The organism is Streptomyces sp. 2323.1 (assembly GCF_900221035.1).
GTDB lineage: Bacteria > Actinomycetota > Actinomycetes > Streptomycetales > Streptomycetaceae > Streptomyces > Streptomyces sioyaensis.
Map to the genome: position 1 here is coordinate 7,085,485 of NZ_LT907981.1, position 18,778 is coordinate 7,104,262.

The 18,778-nt window shown below is 73.8% G+C and carries 12 protein-coding genes; 2 read left to right on the plus strand and 10 right to left on the minus strand.

What is annotated here, in order from left to right; translation table 11 throughout:
- Positions 1–97: 97 nt before the first annotated feature.
- Together CPH93_RS30670 and aroQ are read right to left on the minus strand one after the other, a co-directional pair.
- Positions 98–937 carry a hypothetical protein gene (locus CPH93_RS30670; protein WP_093482016.1) on the minus strand — a complete coding sequence of 280 codons (840 nt, stop codon included), beginning with the start codon at positions 935–937 and terminating at the stop codon, positions 98–100.
- A 45-nt stretch (positions 938–982) separates the two neighbouring features.
- A complete protein-coding gene (gene aroQ / locus CPH93_RS30675; protein ID WP_096214687.1) occupies positions 983–1,453 on the minus strand; it encodes a type II 3-dehydroquinate dehydratase in 471 nt (156 codons plus the stop codon).
- Positions 1,454–2,080: 627 nt separating this feature from the next.
- Between aroQ and ligD the strand changes: the two genes are divergently transcribed.
- The gene (gene ligD, locus CPH93_RS30680) at positions 2,081–3,013 is read left to right on the plus strand and encodes a non-homologous end-joining DNA ligase (protein WP_093482014.1); all 933 of its coding nucleotides are present in this window, start codon (positions 2,081–2,083) and stop codon (positions 3,011–3,013) included.
- Between the two features lie 179 nt (positions 3,014–3,192).
- A complete protein-coding gene (locus CPH93_RS30685) occupies positions 3,193–3,852 on the plus strand; it encodes an endonuclease (RefSeq protein WP_093482013.1) in 660 nt (219 codons plus the stop codon).
- Between the two features lie 85 nt (positions 3,853–3,937).
- Here the strand turns inward: CPH93_RS30685 and CPH93_RS30690 are convergent, their stop codons facing one another.
- The 8 genes from CPH93_RS30690 to CPH93_RS30725 all read right to left on the minus strand — a co-directional run bounded on the left by CPH93_RS30690 (position 3,938) and on the right by CPH93_RS30725 (position 18,730).
- Positions 3,938–6,331: a phosphoketolase family protein gene (locus tag CPH93_RS30690; RefSeq protein ID WP_096214688.1), complete on the minus strand. Its 2,394-nt coding sequence runs from the start codon at positions 6,329–6,331 to the stop codon at positions 3,938–3,940.
- A 139-nt stretch (positions 6,332–6,470) separates the two neighbouring features.
- On the minus strand, positions 6,471–6,677 hold the full coding sequence (locus CPH93_RS30695) for a hypothetical protein (RefSeq protein WP_093482011.1): 207 nt from the start codon (positions 6,675–6,677) through the stop codon (positions 6,471–6,473).
- 205 nt (positions 6,678–6,882) lie between these two features.
- A complete protein-coding gene (locus CPH93_RS30700; protein WP_096214689.1) occupies positions 6,883–11,082 on the minus strand; it encodes a bifunctional nitrate reductase/sulfite reductase flavoprotein subunit alpha in 4,200 nt (1,399 codons plus the stop codon).
- A 347-nt stretch (positions 11,083–11,429) separates the two neighbouring features.
- On the minus strand, positions 11,430–12,677 hold the full coding sequence (locus CPH93_RS30705) for a type III PLP-dependent enzyme (protein WP_096214690.1): 1,248 nt from the start codon (positions 12,675–12,677) through the stop codon (positions 11,430–11,432).
- Entirely contained in the window at positions 12,674–14,452 is a 1,779-nt protein-coding gene (locus CPH93_RS30710; protein ID WP_096214691.1) for an IucA/IucC family protein, read from the minus strand. Before CPH93_RS30710 ends, CPH93_RS30705 begins: the two co-directional genes overlap by 4 nt.
- The gene (locus CPH93_RS30715) at positions 14,440–15,729 is read right to left on the minus strand and encodes an MFS transporter (protein WP_096214692.1); all 1,290 of its coding nucleotides are present in this window, start codon (positions 15,727–15,729) and stop codon (positions 14,440–14,442) included. Before CPH93_RS30715 ends, CPH93_RS30710 begins: the two co-directional genes overlap by 13 nt.
- Positions 15,726–17,543, minus strand: coding sequence for an IucA/IucC family protein (locus CPH93_RS30720; protein WP_173909912.1), 1,818 nt, complete (start codon positions 17,541–17,543; stop codon positions 15,726–15,728). Before CPH93_RS30720 ends, CPH93_RS30715 begins: the two co-directional genes overlap by 4 nt.
- Positions 17,540–18,730: an ATP-grasp domain-containing protein gene (locus CPH93_RS30725; protein ID WP_096214693.1), complete on the minus strand. Its 1,191-nt coding sequence runs from the start codon at positions 18,728–18,730 to the stop codon at positions 17,540–17,542. The genes CPH93_RS30720 and CPH93_RS30725 overlap by 4 nt, the downstream gene beginning before the upstream one ends.
- Positions 18,731–18,778 lie beyond the last annotated feature (48 nt).

An 18,778-nucleotide genomic window follows, 5' to 3' on the forward strand; every position in this document is an offset into this window, starting at 1 on the left:
GGTCACTCCTCTGCTTGAGAAACCTGGCCGACCACACCGGACCCGCCGGTGATCACGCCGTGACACCACGGTTCCACAGGTACGCGACCCCCGCATGTCAGGGACGTTCGTAGGCCTGCAGTACGCCCGCCACCGCAAAGCACAGCGCGCCCGTGAGGGTCCCACAGTTGGCGACGCCGACGTTCACGGGGCTGTCGGTCGCGGGCCGGCTGAAGGCCGCCAGCGCGGAGACCATGAAGAGCGCCGAGCCGAGCTGATTGACCGCGACGATCCACCAGCCGAGGCTGCGCCGGTGGAAGCACGGGCGGCCGTGGCAGACCTCGATGACCGCCAGATGCCCCGAGACCAGGAACAGCACACAGCCGATCATGTCGGGGGTCCAGACCAGCCGGTTCGTCTGCCGTGCCGTGAGCCCCTGCAGAAACGAATCCAGCAGATTGACGCCGAACACCAGCGTCCCCTGGAACAGCAGAAACGTACTCAGCCAGTCGACCCGGCCGGGTTCGTAGCTCCACCACCGGAACGCGTGCGAGGTCAGCTCACCTGCCGTACTCTCCCGGCGCGGCGCATTGATGGTCTGGGCCAGTGCGGCATAGCCGCCGAGGGTGAAGAAGACGCCGCCGATGAAGTAGACCGTGGCGCTCACGAGCGGACCCGCGGTGCTGAACTGGGCGAGCGCCGCACCGACGGCGAAGAGGACGCCGCCGATGGTGAAGGAGCCCGCGGCCACGCCGTTGAGCCTGCGCAGCCGCGCCAGCGCCGCGGTGTCGGCGCGCCGCCGGCTGGCCTCGGTGGCACCGGCGGGCCGCACCGCGAGCGTCCCGCGCTTGCGGGCCGCCCGGGACTCCCAGACGGCGGTGCCGCCCTCCTCCAGGCGCCAGGTCAGCCGGGTGATGAACGGTCCCGCACCCTCGGCGCGCTCCTCGGAATGCCCCACCCGCCGAGATTAACCAGCCCGTGCGGGATTGCCGGTAGCGCCTCGTCAGGTCTTGTGCACCAGACGGGTCAGATGGGCCAGCGCGAGCGCATAGCCGTGGGCACCCGCCCCGCAGATCACGGCGTCGGCGACCCCGGACACGTAGGAGAAGTGCCGGAATTCCTCCCGCCGGTGAATGTTCGACAGATGTACCTCGACGATCGGGACGTCCGCCGCGGCCAGTGCGTCGCGCAGGGCGACGGAGGTGTGGCTGTAGCCGGCCGGATTGATCACGATCCCGCGGTGTGCGGTCCGTGCCTCCTGCACGGCGTCGATGAGGACGCCCTCGTGGTTGCTCTGCCGCAGGTCGGCCCGCAGGCCGTGTTCGGCGGCGGTGCGCCGGCACAGTTCCTCGATGTCGGCGAGGGTGTCCCGCCCGTAGATCTCGGGCTCACGCAGCCCGAGCAGATTGAGATTGGGCCCGTTGAGGACCAGGACGGGGACGGCGGAGGCCCTGTCGGCGTCCGGGTTCGGCATGTTCTCTCCCGTGCAGAGGTGCGCGGTGCGCGCCCGGCGTCTGGATGAACCGGTGGGTTCATTGTGCGGGACGCCGCGACACCCCCGGCTCGCCGGTCGGTGCCCGGCGCGGGCAGCGGATCGGGCGCGGGGCCGGGCTGCGGTCCCGGCGTCGGCGGTGCCGGGTGCGGCGGGACCGGATCCGGTTCGGGGCCCGGCACCGGCGGCGGCACCGGATCCGGGCCGGGGGCGGGCACTGGGCCGGGCGCCGGGCCGGGAGTGGGTCCCGGCGGGCCGGGGCCCGGGCCAGGAGTGGGCGGAACCGGGTCCGGACGGGGGGTGGCCGGCGTAACTGTGTGCGCTCGCACCGTCATCTGCTCCTCATGTGCTGTTACGTGTCGTTCCTGGGCGGACGGGATGTGTCGTTCCTGGGCGGACGGGCGCCGGGCGTTCCGTCCGCGCGGGTCTGCCGGTCTCCTTGCCGGTCCTGCGCCGCCCATGCGCCCGGCCGCGCACGGACCGCGTCCCTGCCCACTCTGCGACGGCCCGCGGGACCCCGCGACACCGGCGGTGCACGGACGCTCCCGCCGGACGTGCCACCCGGACGCGGGAGCGTAGCGGCGGCCCGGACCGGGTACCCCGGCCCGCATGAACGCCACGGACACGGACACCGGCACGGCCTCGGTGCGCGCGGGCCGCCGCACGGTGCGCCTCCACCGGCCGGAGAAGGTGCTCTTCCCCGACGACGGGCTGACCAAGGCCGATGTCCTCGACTACTACCGCCGGGTGGCCGCGTCGATGGTCCCGCAGCTGCGCGGGCGCCCGCTGATGCTGGAGCGGCTCCCCGAGGGCCTGGGCGGCCCGCAGTTCATGCAGAAGGACACCCCGGACCACTACCCCGACTGGATCCGGCGGGCCGAGGTAGCCAAGGAGGGCGGCACCGTCACCCACACCGTCTGCGAGGACAAGGCGACCCTTCTCTTCCTCGCCGACCAGGCCTGCCTCACCTTCCACCGCTGGCTCTCGCGCGCCGACCGCCCCCTGCACCCGGACCGGCTGGTGTTCGACCTCGACCCGCCCGGACCGGACTTCGCGGCCGTACGGGAGGCCGCCCGGCGGCTGTGCGCGCTGCTCGACGAACTCGGCCTGCCCGCCGCCCTGATGACCACGGGATCGAAGGGCCTGCACGTCATCGTGGCGCTGGACGGCAAGAGCGACGTCGACACGGTGCGGAGCTTCGCCCAGGACGTGACGCAGGTCCTGGCGGAGCGTCACCCGGACCGGCTGACCACCGCGGTCCGCAAGAAGTCCCGCGGTGACCGCCTCTACCTCGATGTGCAGCGCAACGCCTACGCACAGACGGCCGTCGCCCCCTGGTCGCTGCGGCCGAAGCCGGGGGCGCCGGTCGCCACTCCGATCACCCGCGGCCAGCTCGACGAGCCCGGACTCAGCCCGCAGCACTGGTCGTTGCGCGATGTCGCGGGCGTCCTGGAGCAGGCGGCCGCCCGCCCGTGGTCCGGGGTGCCGGCCCGCGGGCGGTCGCTGCGTACGGCGCGCCGGCGGCTCGACGCGCTGCGATGAGCATCCGCCGCGGAGGCCCATACGGGGCGGCGCGTCCTTGCGCCCCTTGGAGCAGCGGCCGTTTCCCGTGCGTCGGGGACCGGGGAGGGTGACCGCGGACGAATCGACCGGAGCAACGGAGGACATGGCGTGACAGGCACTCTCCCCCTCGGCCCCGGGTGCCCGTACGGGACCGCGGCATGAGCCCCCGCGGCGGGCAGCGGGCCCTGGCGCACGCCCTGCTGGAGCGGCACGGCGAGACCTTCGCGGCACAGAGCGGGATCCGGCTGGGCAACACTCCGCAGCCGCTGTATCAGGTGCTGGTGCTGGCCGGGCTGCTCAGCGCGCGCATCCGTGCGTCCGTGGCGGTGGCGGCCGCCCGTGCCCTGTTCGACGCGGGGATGCGCACCCCGCGGCGGATGGCCGGGGCGACCTGGCAACAGCGGGTCGACGCGCTGGGGGAGGGCGGCTACCGGCGCTATGACGAGCGCACCGCCACCCAGCTCGGTGACGGTGCCACGCTGCTGCTGGACACCTACGGCGGCGATCTGCGGCGGATGCGGGAGGCGGCCGACGGCGACGCCACCGCGCTGTGCCGGGCACTGCAGGAGATTCCGGGGATGGGGCCCGCGGGCTCGCACATCTTTCTGCGTGAGGTGCAGGGCGTCTGGCCCGAATTCGCCCCGTACCTCGACGCCAAGGCCGTCCAGGGCGCGGAGCGGCTGGGCCTGCCGGGCGACAGCCGGCAACTGGCGCGGCTGGTCGGGCCGGACCGGACCGCCGCCTTCGCCTCCGGGCTGGTGCGCGCGGCACTGGACCGGTCCGTCGTCGAGGACGTACGGGAGGCCGCGGGGGCCTGAGCCGGCGGGCGTCCGGGGCTGACCCGGTGGGCATCCGGGGCCTGAGCCGGCGGGCATCCCGGGCCTGACTCCCCGGGCGTCCGGCTCAGCCGCTCCAGGTCCAGTCCGCGACCTCCGGCAGATCGGTGCCGTACTCCCGGATCCAGGCGTGATGACGGGTACGGGCGTCGGCCATTTCCTGCCGGAGTGCGATGGCGCGCACGCCGAGGCCGGGCACCCGGTCCACCATGTCCATCACCAGTCGGAACCGGTCGAGATCGTTGCGGACGACCATGTCGAAGGGCGTGGTGGTGGTGCCCTCCTCCTTGTAGCCGCGCACATGCAGGTTCTCATGGCCCGCGCGGCGGTAGCCGAGCCGGTGGATCAGCCACGGGTAGCCGTGGTAGGCGAAGATGACCGGCTTGTCGCGGGTGAACAGGGCGTCGTACTCGGGGTCCGGCATGCCGTGCGGATGTTCCCCGGGCGTCAGCAGCCGGGCCATGTCGACGACGTTGACCACCCGCACCGCCAGCTCCGGCAGATGCCGGCGCAGCAGATCGGCCGCGGCCAGCGTCTCCTGGGTGGGGACATCTCCCGCGCAGGCGAGCACCACATCGGGGTCGCGGCTGCCGTCCTCGGTGCCCGCCCACTCCCAGGCGCCGGCGCCGCGCGCACAGTGGGCGCGGGCCTCGTCGAGGGTGAGCCAGTCGAAGCTCGGCTGCTTGCCGGCCACCATCACATTGACGTAGTCGCGGCTGCGCAGCACATGATCGGCCACCGCGAGCAGGGTGTTGGCGTCCGGCGGCAGATAGACCCGGACCACCTCCGGGCTCTTGTTGAGGATGTGGTCGACGAAGCCCGGGTCCTGGTGCGAGAAGCCGTTGTGGTCCTGCCGCCAGACGTGTGAGGTGAGCAGGTAGTTCAGCGAGGCGATGGGGCGCCGCCAGGGCAGCCTGCGGGACGTCCGCAGCCACTTGATGTGCTGATTGACCATCGAGTCGACGATGTGCGCGAACGCCTCGTAGCTGGAGAAGAGCCCGTGCCGGCCGGTGAGGAGGTAGCCCTCCAGCCATCCCTGGCACAGATGCTCGGAGAGCACCTCCATGACCCGCCCGTCGCGGGCGAGATGCTCATCGGTGCCGAGCCGCTCGGCCTGCCAGGCCTTGCCGGTGGCCTCGTAGAGGGCCTCCAGCCGGTTCGACGCGGTCTCGTCGGCGCCCATCACCCGGAAATCACGGCGCTCCGCCGTGGCTTCCATGACCGCTTCGAGCAGCCCGCCCAGCACCCGGGTCGGCTCGTGCAGCGCGCTGCCGCGCTTGTCGACCTCCACCGCGAAGCGCTCCAGCGGCGGCAGCGGCAGCTCCCGCAGCAGCAGACCGCCGTTGGCGTGCGGCGAGGCACCCAGCCGGCGCGGCCCGTCCGGCACGCAGGCCAGCACCTCGGGGCGCGGCCGGCCCTCCGCGTCGAACAACTCGTCCGGCCGGTACGAGCGCAGCCAGTCCTGCAGCTGCCGCAAGTGCTCGGCGTTGTCCCGTACGCCGGGCAGCGGGACCTGGTGGGCGCGCCACGTGCCTTCGACGGGCTGCCCGTCGACCTCGTGCGGACCGGTCCAGCCCTTGGGGGTGCGCAGCACGATCATGGGCCAGCGGGGGCGCTCCGTGACCCCCTCCGTGCGGGCCCGGCGCTGGATGTCGGCGATGCGGTCCAGCGCGTGGTCCATCGCGGCGGCCAGCGCCTGGTGGACCGCCGCCGGGTCGTCGCCGGTGACATGGAGCGGCTCGTGACCGTAGCCGCGCAGCAGTGCGTCCAGCTCGTCCTGCGGGATCCGGGCGAGCACCGTCGGATTGGCGATCTTGTAGCCGTTGAGGTGCAGGACCGGCAGCACCGCGCCGTCGTGCACCGGGTCCAGGAACTTCGTGGCGTGCCAGGACGCGGCGAGCGGCCCGGTCTCCGCCTCGCCGTCGCCGACCACACAGGCGACCAACAGCTCCGGGTTGTCGAACGCCGCGCCATAGGCATGGGTGAGGGAGTAGCCGAGCTCGCCGCCCTCGTGGATCGAGCCCGGGGTCTCCGGGGCGACGTGGCTGGGGATGCCGCCGGGGAACGAGAACTGCCGGAACAGCCGGGCCATGCCCGCCCCGTCCCGGGGGACGTCGGGGTAGGTCTCGGAGTACGTGCCGTCCAGCCAGGAATTGGCCACCACGGCGGGGCCGCCGTGCCCCGGCCCCCACACGCACAGGGCGTCCAGCTCGCGGGCCTTGATGACGCGGTTGAGATGGGTGTGCACCAGGTTCAGGCCGGGCGAGGTGCCCCAATGGCCCAGCAGCCGCGGCTTGATGTGCTCGGGGCGCAGCGGGACGGTCAGCAGCGGATTGGCCATCAGATAGATCTGCCCGGCGGACAGGTAGTTGGCGGCCCGCCAGTGGGCGTCGAGGGAGCGCAGCTCGTCGGCGCCGAGGGGGCCCGGTGCCCCGCTCTCCGTGTGGTCCGCGTTGCGCATGCTCATCTCCTCACCAGGGTGGCGTGCAAGGGGCGTTCAGCGGCGGAACTGTGCGGGTACCCACGCGACGGCCCGTCATGGCGGGGCACCCCGGCTGGCGGCTCCGGCCATGCCGTGCGGGCAGCCGGAGGGCGGTGGTTCAGTCGGGTGGCTCGGGGGCCGGGTGCTCGCCCGGCTCCGCGCCGGGGGGTTCCGCGGGGGCGGGGCCCGGCTCGTCGGGTTCCGGTGCTGGTTCCGGTTCCGCCGGGACCGGGTCCCGCGGCGTGGGCTCCGGCTCGCTCGGCACGGCGTCCGGCCCCCTGGGCTCCGGTTCGGTGGTCAGGGCGGCAGCGGTCATCAGGGTCATGTTCCTCTCCTTCCTCACCATGGTCGGTCCGATGCCCGCCGTCGGCCCGTTCAGGCGGAACGGGGAAGCGGGTGGCCGAGGGCCGGGCTCAGGTGGGGAAGGGAGGCACCCGCGACGGCGGACAGGTGCCGGGGAGGCGGCCTAAAGCGTCGGGGCCGGGGGCGTCGAGGGCGGTGCCCTCAGTACGGGGGCCGAGGGCCTGCCCTCAGTACACGTCGCGGACGTACCGCTTGTCGGCGGCGAGCTGTTTCACATAGCCCGCGGCCGCCTCCTGCGTCAGGCCGCCGTGTGCGACGGCGATGTCCCGCAGCGCACGGTCCACGTCCTTGGCCATCCGGGACGCGTCACCGCACACATAGAAGTGGGCGCCGTCCTGGAGCCAGGACCACAGGTGGGCGCCGTGCTCGCGCATCCGGTCCTGGACGTAGATCTTGGCGCGCTGATCGCGGGAGAAGGCGGTGTCCAGCCGGGTGAGCAGCCCGTCCTCGCACAGCCGGCCGAGGGCGTCCTCGTGGTAGAAGTCCGTGGCCCGGCGCTGCTCACCGAAGAAGAGCCAGTTGGGGGCGCGGTGACCGCGGGCGCGCCGCTCGTCGAGGAAGCCGAGGAAGGGCGCGACGCCGGTGCCGGGGCCCACCATCACCATCGGGGTCGCCGGATCGGCCGGCGGGCGGAACTGAGGCGTGCGCCGGACGAATACCGGCACCGGGCTCCCCTCCCCGGCATCGGCCAGAAAGGTGGAGGCCACGCCCTTGCGCGGGCGGCCCTGGCGGTTCTCGTAGCGGACCACGGACACCGTCAGACGCAGCAGGGCGGGGTCGGTCAGCGGGCTCGACGAGATGGAGTACAGCCGGGGCTGCAGACGGGGGAGGAGGTCCGCCCAGTCCGCCGCAGTGGCCTGTACCGGGTATTCGGCGAGGACGTCGACGGCCTGCCGGCTCCAGGTCCACTGGGCCAGCTCACCCCTGTTGTCGGGCCGCAGCAGCTTCTTCAGGACCCGGTCACCGGTGCGTTCGGCGACGAGGCGCAGCAGAGCGGGGGTGATCCGGGTGATGTCCAGGTGGCGGTGCAGCGCCTCGCCCAGCGGCGCCGCGCCCTGGCCCGGGAGGTCGACGACGGCGGCGGGATCGGCACCGGTGACCGCCAGCCACTCCGCGACGAGCTCCGGGCAGTTCTGCGGCAGCACCCCGAGCGCGTCGCCCGCCTCGTAGTCCAGCGGGGTGCCCTCCTCGTCCCGGGTGTCGAAGGTGAACTCCCGCACCTCCTTGGTGGCCCCCTCCCGGCTCAGCAGCTGGTTGCCGACGAGGCGGGCGGTGACGGGCGCGGGCTTGCCGGGCCCGGTGGTGGCCGGCGCCGCGGGGGCCGGGGCGGCCGCCGGCTTCCCGGCACCGCCGGGCGCCGCGGTGCCGGCCGGCTGCGAACCCTCCGTCAGGACCGTGAGCACCTGGTCGAGCCACTGCCCGGCCGGCGCTTCGTAGTCCGGTTCGCAGTCGGTCCGCGGCACCATCCGCACCGCGCCGAGTTCGGCGAGGCGGTCGTCGAGCCGGCGGCCGTGGCCGCAGAAGTCGTCGTACGAGGAATCGCCCAGCGCGAGCACCGAGTAGCGCACGCCCTCCAGCCGCGGGGTGTCCGGCGCGTTGAGGGTCTCCCAGAAGTCCGATCCGTTGTCGGGGGCGTCGCCGTCACCGAAGGTGCTGGTGACGATGAGCAGATCGGCGCCCTCCGGCAGGGTGGCCGGTGCGGTGTCGGCCATGCTCAGCAGGGTCGCCGGCCGGCCGCTGCCCTTGAGCCGGCGGGCCGTGTCGGCGGCGACCTCCTCCGCGTTGCCGGTCTGCGAGGCCCACAGGACGACGACCGTCCGGGTCGCGGTGTCCCCGGCCGTCGCGGCGGGGGCGTCCGTCGCGGCGGTCCGCGGCCGGACCTCGGGTATGCGGGAGAACATCCCGGCCAGCACGCCGTTGACCCACAGCGCGGTGTCCGGGCTGAAGGGCGCCTCGGCCGGCAGCACCGGGGTGCCGACGGCGGAGCCGGAGTCCAGCCCGGCGAGGAAGCCGGACAGATAGCGGCGCTCGTGCGCGGCCAGCACCGGCGGCGCGGGCTCGGCGAGCTGGAACACCCCGGCCAGCGCCGCCACCGGCACCCGCTCACCGGGGCCCGGGCCGGCGTCCTCCGCGGCCGTCCCGCCCGTGTTCCCCTGCGCGGGCCCCGTCTCTCCCGCGACCTTGGCCAGGGAGACCGCACACACCTTGAACTCGGGCTGGAAGGAGATCGGATCGACCGCGTCATGGGTCACCGCGTTGACGCTGAGGTACTCGCCGAACAGATCGTTCCAGTGGAACGGCGCGAAGCAGTTGCCGGGCCGCACCCGGTCGGTCAGGACGGCGGGCAGCACCGCCCGGCCGCGCCGTGAGGCGACCTCCACCATGTCGCCCTCCGCCAGCCCCAGCGCCTGCGCGTCCTGGGGGTGGATCTCCACGAAGGGGCCGGGGTTGAGCTTGTTCAGCTTGGCGACCGTGCCGGTCTTGGTGAGGGTGTGCCACTGGTGCTGCAGCCGGCCGGTGTTGAGGACGAACGGGAAGTCGTCGTCGGGCAGTTCGGCCGCCGGCAGATGCGGACGGGCGAAGAACACGGCCCGGCCGGACGCAGTGGGGAAGGTCAGCCGGGGGCGGGTGCCGTCCGGCCGCTCGTCCAGGGACTGGCTGACGCCGTCGTTGAGGTAGCGCACCGGGTTGCGGGCGGGGCCGTCGGCGCTGGCCGAGGGCCACTGCACGGGCGTCCGCCGCAGCCGCTCGTAGGACACTCCGCGCAGGTCATAGCCCGTCTGCGGGTTCCAGGCGCGCTTGATCTCCTCGAATATCTCCTCGGCACTCCGGTAGCTGAAGGCGTCCTCGAACCCCATCTCGCAGGCGACCTCGGCGATGATCCGCCAGTCCGGCCAGGCCTCGCCCGGTGCGTCGACGGCCTGCCGCACCAGCGTCAGCGTGCGCTCCGAGTTGACCATCACGCCCTCGGACTCGGACCACATCGCGGCGGGCAGCACCACATCCGCGTACGCGGTGGTCTCGGTCTCCGCGAAGACGTCCTGCGCGACGACGAACTCCGCGGCCTCCAGCCCCTCGATGACCGTACGGCGGTTGGCGACCGAGGCGACGGGGTTGGTGCAGATGATCCAGCACGCCTTGATCTCGCCGTCCGCCATCCGCTGGAACATCTCGACGGTGCCCCGGCCGGGCTCGTCCGCCCGCAGCGTCCCCGGCTCCAGGCCCCACAGGTCCTCGGTGAAGGCACGATCCGCGGCCACCAGCGTGGACCGTTGTCCGGGCAGGCCCGGCCCCATGTAGCCCATCTCCCGCCCGCCCATCGCATTGGGCTGGCCGGTGAGGGAGAACGGGCCGCAGCCGGGCCGGCAGATCGCGCCGGTCGCCAGATGCAGGTTGATCAGGGCATTGGTGTTCCAGGTGCCATGGGTGCTCTGGTTCAGGCCCATGGTCCAGCAGCTCATCCAGGCGTCCGCCGCACCGATCCACTCGGCGGCCCGGCGCAGATCGGCCTCCGGGATCCCGGTAAGCTCCGCGACCCTCGCGGGTGGATAGTCCTGGAGGAACTCCGGCATCGCCTCCCAGCCCTCGGTGTGCTCGGCGATGAACTCGGTATCGAGCTTGCCGTCCGCGGCCAGCAGATGCAGCAGGCCGTTCAGCAGCGCCAGGTCCGTCCCCGGCTCGACCTGCAGAAACAGGTCCGCCTTGGCCGCGGTGGCGGTGCGCCGGGGGTCGACGACGATCAGCTTGGCGCCCGCTTTCACCCGCTCCATCATCCGCAGGAAGAGGATCGGGTGGCAGTCGGCCATGTTGGAGCCGATGACGAGGAAGACGTCGGCGTGCTCGAAGTCCTCGTACGAGCCGGGCGGGCCGTCCGCGCCCAGCGACAGCTTGTAGCCGCTGCCCGCGCTCGCCATGCACAGCCGCGAGTTGGACTCGATGTGCCGGGTGCGGACGAAGCCCTTGGCGAGCTTGTTCGCCAGGTACTGCGCCTCCAGCGTCATCTGCCCGGAGACGTAGAGGGCGAGGGCGTCCGGGCCGTGCTCGTCGATGATCTCCCGCAGCCGCGCGGCGGTCTGCTTGACGGCCGTGTCCATGGCCTCGGCCATCGGTTCGTCGCCGCGGTCCGTGCGCACCAGCGCGGTCGACAACCGCCCCGGCGCCGTGAACAGCTCGGCGCTGGTCGCACCCTTGGTACACAGCCGGCCGGCGTTCGCCGGGTGGGCCTTGTCACCGGCTGCCTTGCGCACCGTCCGCCGCCCGTCGCCGTCCGTCGCGACGTCCAGCACGACCCCGCAGCCGACACCGCAGTACGTGCACTGCGTCCGCACCTGCGAAAGGCTTTCTGCCGGCGGTTCCGGTGCGGTCACGGACGGTCCCCTTCGTGGTCGGCTGCTGTGCTCCCGACCTTACGAACGGCCCGTTAACCAGGTGTCACGGCAACCGCGCACCCGTCGTTACGGCGACCACACAGTGGCGGGTGGCGCTCCGTGAGCACCGCCGGCCGGCCTCGCCCAGGGGGCCGGACGGGGCCCCTGAGCTGCGGGGACCATGATCCGGCTGAAGGGCGCGGCCTGGGCCGTGCGGGGCCGCATACGGCCCGCCCCTACCGCCCCGGCACCCCGCCGTCCGCCCTGGATGCCCGTGCGGCGGACGGGCCGGGCACCCGCGGCGGACCCCGGCGGGGCGGAGCACCTCAGCCCTCCCCGCCCGTACCTCAGCCCTCCCCGCCCGTCCCGGCCTCCCCGCCGTCCAGGAAATGGAAGCCGGGTCGCGGGTGCATCAGGAAGTCGTGGTGCGAGATGTTCCAGGCGTACGCGCCGGCGACCCCGAACACCATCCGGTCACCGGCCCGCAGCCCCGGCGCCGGGACCGCGCGGGCCAGGACGTCCTTGGGGGTGCACAGCTGCCCGGTAACGGTGACCAGGCCGCCCTGCGCCACCGCCCGCGGCCAGGGGTGCGGCCAGGGCGCATCCGACGGCACCACCGTGCAGGGCTGGTCATGGCCCTTGGTCGCGGGGGTGCGCAGATGGTGGGTGCCGCCGCGCACCACGGCGAACTCCTCGCCGTGGCTGCGCTTCACGTCCAGGACCTCGGTCGCGTACCAGCCGCAGTACGCGGTCAGCGCCCGCCCCGGCTCGATGCGCAGGGTGAGGCCGGGGTGGGCGGCGGCGAGCCGTGCCAGGCCCGCGCCGTAGGCGGCCCAGCCGAAGCGCCGCTCCGGGGCGGCGTAGTCGACGGCCATGCCGCCGCCGATGGTCACCTCGGACAGCGGGACATGGTGCCGGGTGGCCAGCGCGGCGGCCCAGGTCACGATGGCCTCGGACACGGCGAGCTGCTCGGGCGCCGCCAGGCCGCTGGCCAAGTGGGCGTGGATGCCGCGGAGTTCGAGGTGCGGGTAGGTGCCGTCGGTGAGCAGGGCGACGACCTCACCGGCCCGGTCGGGGTCCAGCCCGAAGGGCGTCGGGCGGCCGCCCATGGCGAGCGAGCTGCCGTCCAGGGAGCCGTCGTCGACCGGCAGGTTGAAGCGCGCCAGCACCGCGATCCGGCGCTCCGGTACATGGCGGGCGGCCAGGCTCGCCAGCATGTGGAGCTCGTACACGCTCTCCACGTGGAAGCGCTGCACGCCGGTCTCCAGCGCCTGCACGATCTCCGCGGGCGTCTTGCCCGGCCCGCCGAAGGCCAGCGGAGCGTCGGGCACGGCCTTGGCGACATGTGCCAGCTCGCCGCCGGAGGAGACCTCGTAGCCGTCCACGTACGGGCGCAGCGCACCCAGGATCTCCGGCTCCGGGTTGGCCTTGGCCGCGTAGTACAGCTCGACGCGCCGGGGCAGCGCGGCCCGCACCTCGGCCAGATGCGTGCGCAGGGCGGGCAAGTCGTAGACGTAGGCGGGCAGTTCCTCGGGCGCGAGGGAACGGACGCGGTCGCGGACCGTGGGGGGAAGGGCGGGGCTCGGGGTGGTCATCGGGCGCTCCAGGGGGTGGGGTCGTCGGTGCGTGAAGCGCCCGACAGGACGGCCTCGGCCAGCGGCGAGGGCAGCCGCACATAGCCGGCTTCCCGGTCGGCCTTGCGCTCCCAGCGGGTGAGCAGATTGGCCTTGGCGGGCAGCGGGACACCTGCCAGCAGGGCGGCCAGCCGCGGCGGGCAGCCGTGGCGGTCCGCGTGGGTCTGCAGGGTGCGGCGGACCTGCGCCCACAGCTCCGTCTCGGTGTCCGGATGCAGATCGGCGAGCGCGGCGAGCATCTCGGCGACATGGTTGACCAGCAGGCAGTACACCACGCGGTCCCAGCCGCGCTGGGCGTCGTACGTCATCGGTGCGGCCACCTGCTCGGGCAGCGAGGCCAGCAGCTCGGTGTGGTGTTCGGGGACGAGCTTGGTGCCCTCCAGGTCGCGGAAGAGGACCTGCGCGGGCATCCCGTCGCCGTCGACGCAGACCAGGACGTTCTGCAGATGCGGCTCAAGCACCAGCCCGTGGTCGAAGTAGGCGGCGAGCACCGGCGGGAGCAGCAGACCGAGGTAGGCGGCCCACCACTCCAGCGCGGCCTGCGGGCCGGCCCCCGCCAGCAGCCGGGAGACATGCGCCGGTCCGGTGGGGTACTCGTCGGCGACGGCGGCCGCCAGCAGCGGGGTGGTGCCGGGCAGCAGCCGCTGGGAGAGCCCCTCGCGGACGATGACGCCGAAGCCTTCGAGCAGCTCGGTGACCGGGCGGCCGTCGGCGCCGGGCAGCGCCAGGCTGCGGTAGGCGGGCTCCTGGAGCACCGCGCTGCCCGGGAAGCGGGTGGCGAGATCGGTGAGCTGCGGCGCCAGCAGCCGGGTCAGCGCCACCGCCCCGGACAGCTCGTAACTCGCGTTCTTCCGGAGGCAGTTGGTGATCCGGACGTTCAGGCTGAACTTGAGGAAGGCGGCACCGTCGTAGAGCGTGCGCACGGACGCGGTGGCGGCGAACGGCGTCCGGCCGTTGCCCAGGACGCGGATGTCGCCGCGCTCCAGCGCCTCCTGCAGGCCCGCGTGGTCGCGCAGCAGCTCGTACTGCCAGGGGTGGACGGGCAGCAGCCGGTAGCCCTCCGGGACGTCGGGGTGCAGCGCGTCCAGCACCGCGGTGGCGCCGTCCGCGCAGGACTCCTCGGCGATCAGTTCGTCCCGCACCGCGAGCAGCAGCAGCGGGAAGGCGGCGCCGGTCTCGGGGGCGTACGACTGCCAGGCGGTGGGGTCGCCGGTGCGGGCCTTCGGGGTCGGGTGGAAGCGGTGGCCGAAGAGCAGCGACTGCTCGGAGGCGACATAGGCGGCCTGCCAGTCCTCCGCGGTGTACTCCCCGGCGGCCGGGCCCTCCGCCCGGGCCGCGAGCGCGGCGGACACGGCCTGGTGGCTGGAGGCGATCTGCGCCAGGAACTCCTCGTTGTGCACCCCGGTGCGCAGCGACAGCTCGGCGTGCGCGTACTCGGCCAGCTGCCGCCAGCCGACCTCCGCCCAGCCGCCGTCGGTCTGCTCGGACACCGGGCCGGTGAAGCGGTGCGCGCCCAGCAGCGAGGTACGGCGCAGTGCGACGCGCAGCAGCACACCGCGGCGCGGCAGCCGGATCAGCAGTCGCCCGTCGTCGACGGCGGTCTGGTGCTCGGGGCCGGAGACCTCCCGCAGCAGACAGTTGAGCAGGGTGTGTGCCACGGCCTGGTCGGCGGTGGGCAGGCCGGTGGGGGCGGCGGACACCGGGGCGGTGGCGGGCGAATTGGTCAGCGAGGGCATCGGGGGCTCCTGCGGGTGCGGAGAGTACGGGCGAGGAGGGGGGCGGCGGTCGCGAGTCCGGTGGCCACGGCTATCGCGGTGCCGGTCAGCAGCGGGGCGACCGGACCGAGCCAGTCGTTGCCGGCGGTGGCCGCCACGCCCGCGGCGACCGCGCCGGCCTTGGAGAAGAACTCGATTGAGCCGAACAGCCCGCCGGGGGCACGGCCCTTGGCGCAGTCGGCGGCCAGCACGGACAGGCACACCAGGCCGAGGGTGAGCCCGGCGCCCAGCACCAGGCGTACGGCGATGAAGGAGGCGAGGGAGCCGGCGAGGCCGTGCCCGGCCAGCCCGGCCGCTATACAGCCGAAGCCGAGGGCGATCCCGGCCCGGGGGCGGTTGCGGAAGGCGCGGTGCACGCCCATCGCCGCGACCAGATAGCACAGGTGCGGCAGGGCGAACAGCACACCGGACACCAGCGGCCCGGTCCCCGGCAGCTGCTGGGAGATGAGGGAGATCAGGTAGGGGAAGGAGATGACGGTGGAGAAGACGAACGCGAACTCCAGGGCGTAGAGGGCGCGCAGCGGGCGGACGTCCGGGGTGTACCCGGCCGGAAGTACCGGCCCGGACGGCTCCGTGACCTCGGCCCCCGGAGCGGTGCCGTCCCTCTGCACCGTGCCGACCGGGTCGGCGGCCGGCTCCGGGAGCTTCGCCAGCATCAGGGCCGCGGCCAGCGGCAGTACGGCCAGCAGGGCGTACTGGCGGTGCGGCGACAGCCACGGCGTCAGCGCGCCGACCACGATCGGCGCGAAGACCAGCGCCGCCCGCGCACTGCCCTGCATCAGCGTCAGGGCCCGGGACAGCGCATGGCCCTCCAGGGCCGCCCCCAGATAGCCGTTCGACGCGGCGAAGGTGCCGCCGAGGACGCCCTGGACGACCAGCGCCGCGGCGAACGTGGCGAGCGAGTCGGCCCAGCCGGCCAGCAGAAACGCCGCCGCCAGCCCCAACTGCGCGCGCAGCAGCAGCCGTTTACGGCCGAAGCGGTCGGCCAGCCGCCCCCACAGCGGAGCACCGAGGGCGCCGAACAGGGTGGGGACGACATAGAGCAGACCGGCCCAGCGGGCGGCGCCGTCGCCCAGCTCGGGCAGGACTTCGGTGAGGTACGGCGGCAGGCCGAGGGCGGCGAACGAGGCCACGAAGTAGCAGCCGGCCACGGCGTGCACCTGGCGGCGCGCGAGGGCCGGACGGGCCTTGGTCTCGACGACCGCCGGCTCGGTCCGGCGGGAGGTGGCGGTGCTCATCGGGAAGCCCCCGTAGGCAGCAGATAGTTGGGTCCGGTGGTGTAGTGCTTGTTGATGTCGGCGGCCCCCGAGCGCTCCTTGGACAGCAGCGTCCCGGCGCTGACCATCGCCTTCACCGGCAGCTCCGGCGCGTCCAGGACATGGGCGCGCAGCGCGGCGCCCGGCTCGTGCGGCCCGGTGCCCAGCCGCTCGACGGCCGCGGCGAGCCGGTCGCGGACCAGGCCCAGCAGCTGCGCCAGCGGGGCGCGTCCGTGCCGGGCGAGGCCGAAGGCGTACGACCCCGCGCACAGATGGACGGTGATGGTGGTGAACAGGTCCAGCACCGGCCGGTCGCTCCCGGCGAAGATCCGCGGGTCGGCGAAGCCGGCCGGGTCCGGGGCGTCGTCGCCCAGGGTCTCCCGCAGTCGGACGGTGTTGATGCGCGGCCCGTCGTTGTCCTTGAACAGCAGCCGCAGCCGGGTGCCGCCGGCGGCCCGGTCCAGCACCAGCGAGATGTTCTGCTGGTGGGATTCGAGCGCGATGCCGTAGCCGAAGAGGGTGGTCTGCCAGTCGAAGAGCAGGGTGAGACAGGCATCGAGCAGGGCGAGCGGGTCGCCGCCGTAGAAGCGGTCCGCGAGGTGGTCGATCACCAGCCGCCCGCCCGGCGCCCGGCTCAGCAGCGCGGCCATCGGCACGACGGCGCTGTGGTCCAGGCCGGCCGGGTAGCGGCGGCACAGCACGGCCAGCAGCTCGTCCCCGGCGTGCGCGTAGCAGGTCTCGTCGGCCTGGAGGATGGTGGCGGCGAACCGTGGCTCGCGGGCGAGCACGGTCTCCAGCAGCCGCTGGCCCGCCGCGCCGTCGACGAGCGTGTCCGGCTTGATGGTGCGCCGGTTGCGCAGCCCCAGCGTGGCGGTGGCCAGCGGCAGCTTCAGGTGCAGCCGCGGGTCGGCATCGAGCGCCACGGCCCGCATCGACAGCGTCGGAACCACCGTGAGCAGCTCGCGGTCGGACAGCACCGCCGCGCTCTCCAGACCGGTACGGCGCAGCGCGCCGTCCAGCGGATCGCCGAGGGACAACGGGTGGACGGGAAGGGCGAGATGGCTCTCGGCGAGGTGGCCGAGGCCCAGCTCCCCGGGTGTCGGCCAGCAGTCGGGCAGCGCCGCCGCGCCGCCCGGCACGGTGACCGCCGCGCGCGGCAGGGCGAGCCAGCGCAGCGCGAACTCCGGGCGGAACTCGGGTGCGTACGCCCGGAGTTGGTCCTCGTCGAGACCCGACCGGCCGCGGGCGGTCGGGTAGACGGGGTGGTCGGTCCGGGCGGCCAGCGTGTCGTACGCCAGGCCGCCGGCCAGGCCCTGCCAGGCGCCGGGATCGCTGCCGTGTCGGCTGGTCAGTGCGGCGTCGGCCTCGTCCCGGGTCCGGGTGTGCAGCCGCATCGTCGCCAGGGTCTGGCGGCATTCCCCGGCGAGGGCGTCGAAGCCGCCCTGGTCGGCCGGGTCGGCGAGGTCGCGCAGCGCGGTGCCGACCTCGTCGAGCGTGGTCAGCCTGGCCCCGTCGGACTCGCGGACCAGGAGCGGCAGTCGTGCGGTGTACGTGCTCTGGTAGCCGTCCTCGGCGAGCGGCAGCAGCAGGGCGCCGGCGGCCGGGCCCGCGGGGAGCCGCAGCCAGTACCCGTCCGGCCGTTCCAGCAGCGTGCCGCGGGTGCGCAGACCGACGACGTCCTCCCGCAGCAGCGCACCCAGGACGCGTACCAGCAGCTCGTCCTCTTCCGTCGGCCCGGCCGGGTCGTCGGCACGGGGCGCGACGGTGCCCTCGGCGGTGGCGAGTGCGGTGTTCAAGGGGTGATCTCCCAGCGCTCCGCGGCGACGAAGTCGTCCGCCACCCGGTCCACGGCGCCGCGGTCGGTACCGGTGACCCGCAGCACGCCTAGGTAGTCGCGGTTGGTGCCGTAGTAGGGGTGCCGTTCGCCGAGGTCGCGCAGCGGCCGGTAGGAGAGCCGTACGCCGTCCACCGTCCGGTCGGTGGCGGCGGGCGCCGCGGTGAGCGTGCCTGCCCGGTCGGCGAGGGCGTAGTCCACCCGGCCCGCGCCGTCGCGCCGGGCACCGAGGTCCGCGGGCAGCGGCTCGCCCAGATGGGCCCGCAGGATGTGCTCGAACAGCTCGATGCCCAGGATCTGCGCGAGCAGCAGGTCGCACTGGTCGCCGATGACGCGGTAGTTCACCTCGATCAGCCGCGCCCGGCCCTCGTGCACCACGAACTCGGTGTGCGCGGCGCCCAGCCCGACGCCCAGCGCGTCGAGTTGGGCGGACACCTGGGCGACCACGGGCTCCGGCGGGGCGGCGACGAAGTCCAGCCGCTCCTCGATGAAGACGGGCGGCGCGGACATGGTGGTGTGGAAACCGCCCAGGACGTGCCGCACCCGGCCGTCGCCCAGCGTCTCCAGCGTGTACAGCTCGCCGGCCAGGAACTCCTCGGCCAGCAGCGCCGCGTCGGGGCGCCGCACCTGGATCTCCTTGGCGAGCGCCACCAGTTCCTCGGCGTCCCCGGCCAGGATCACGTCCTCGCTCGCCACGCCCTCGCGGGGCTTGAGGACCACGGGGTAGGGCAGGTCGGCGGCGGCGAACGCGGACGGATCCTGCCCGGGGGCGAGCTCCATGGAGCGCACCGCGTCCAGGCCCGCGGCGGCCAGGTGGCGCCGCATCTCGCCCTTGTTCTTGGCGCGCAGCGCGGCCCGCCAGTCCTTGCCGGGCAGTCCGAAGTAGTCGGCGGCCAGGGCGGCCTGGGTCTGCAGATGGTCGCTGTTGGTGAACACCGCGTCGGGACGGTGGTGGGTGGCTATCCGGTTGATGACGGCGCGGAAGTCATGGACGTCGCACTCCAGGACCTCCGTCTGCGGGGGTACTTCCCGGTGCGCCGGTGGCTGGTCCGTCAGGAGCGTGATGTCGAGGCCGAGGCGGGCGGCAGCGGGCAGGAACCCCTCGCTGACCGAGTCGGTGGGGTTGAGGGCGAGCAGATACATCCGCATGAGCGGGCCCCTTTGGGTTCGAGGGTGGGGGGAGCAAGAGGGGCAGGA

Excerpts from the sequence above, each read along its gene's own strand:
- aroQ (WP_096214687.1), bottom strand. The coding sequence starts at position 1,453 with ATGCCGAACCCGGACGCCGACAGGGCCTCCGCCGTCCCCGTCCTGGTC.
- ligD (WP_093482014.1), top strand. The coding sequence starts at position 2,081 with ATGAACGCCACGGACACGGACACCGGCACGGCCTCGGTGCGCGCGGGC.
- CPH93_RS30685 (WP_093482013.1), top strand. The coding sequence starts at position 3,193 with ATGAGCCCCCGCGGCGGGCAGCGGGCCCTGGCGCACGCCCTGCTGGAG.
- CPH93_RS30690 (WP_096214688.1), bottom strand. The coding sequence starts at position 6,331 with ATGCGCAACGCGGACCACACGGAGAGCGGGGCACCGGGCCCCCTCGGC.
- CPH93_RS30695 (WP_093482011.1), bottom strand. The coding sequence starts at position 6,677 with ATGACCCTGATGACCGCTGCCGCCCTGACCACCGAACCGGAGCCCAGG.
- CPH93_RS30705 (WP_096214690.1), bottom strand. The coding sequence starts at position 12,677 with ATGACCACCCCGAGCCCCGCCCTTCCCCCCACGGTCCGCGACCGCGTC.
- CPH93_RS30710 (WP_096214691.1), bottom strand. The coding sequence starts at position 14,452 with ATGCCCTCGCTGACCAATTCGCCCGCCACCGCCCCGGTGTCCGCCGCC.
- CPH93_RS30715 (WP_096214692.1), bottom strand. The coding sequence starts at position 15,729 with ATGAGCACCGCCACCTCCCGCCGGACCGAGCCGGCGGTCGTCGAGACC.
- CPH93_RS30725 (WP_096214693.1), bottom strand. The coding sequence starts at position 18,730 with ATGCGGATGTATCTGCTCGCCCTCAACCCCACCGACTCGGTCAGCGAG.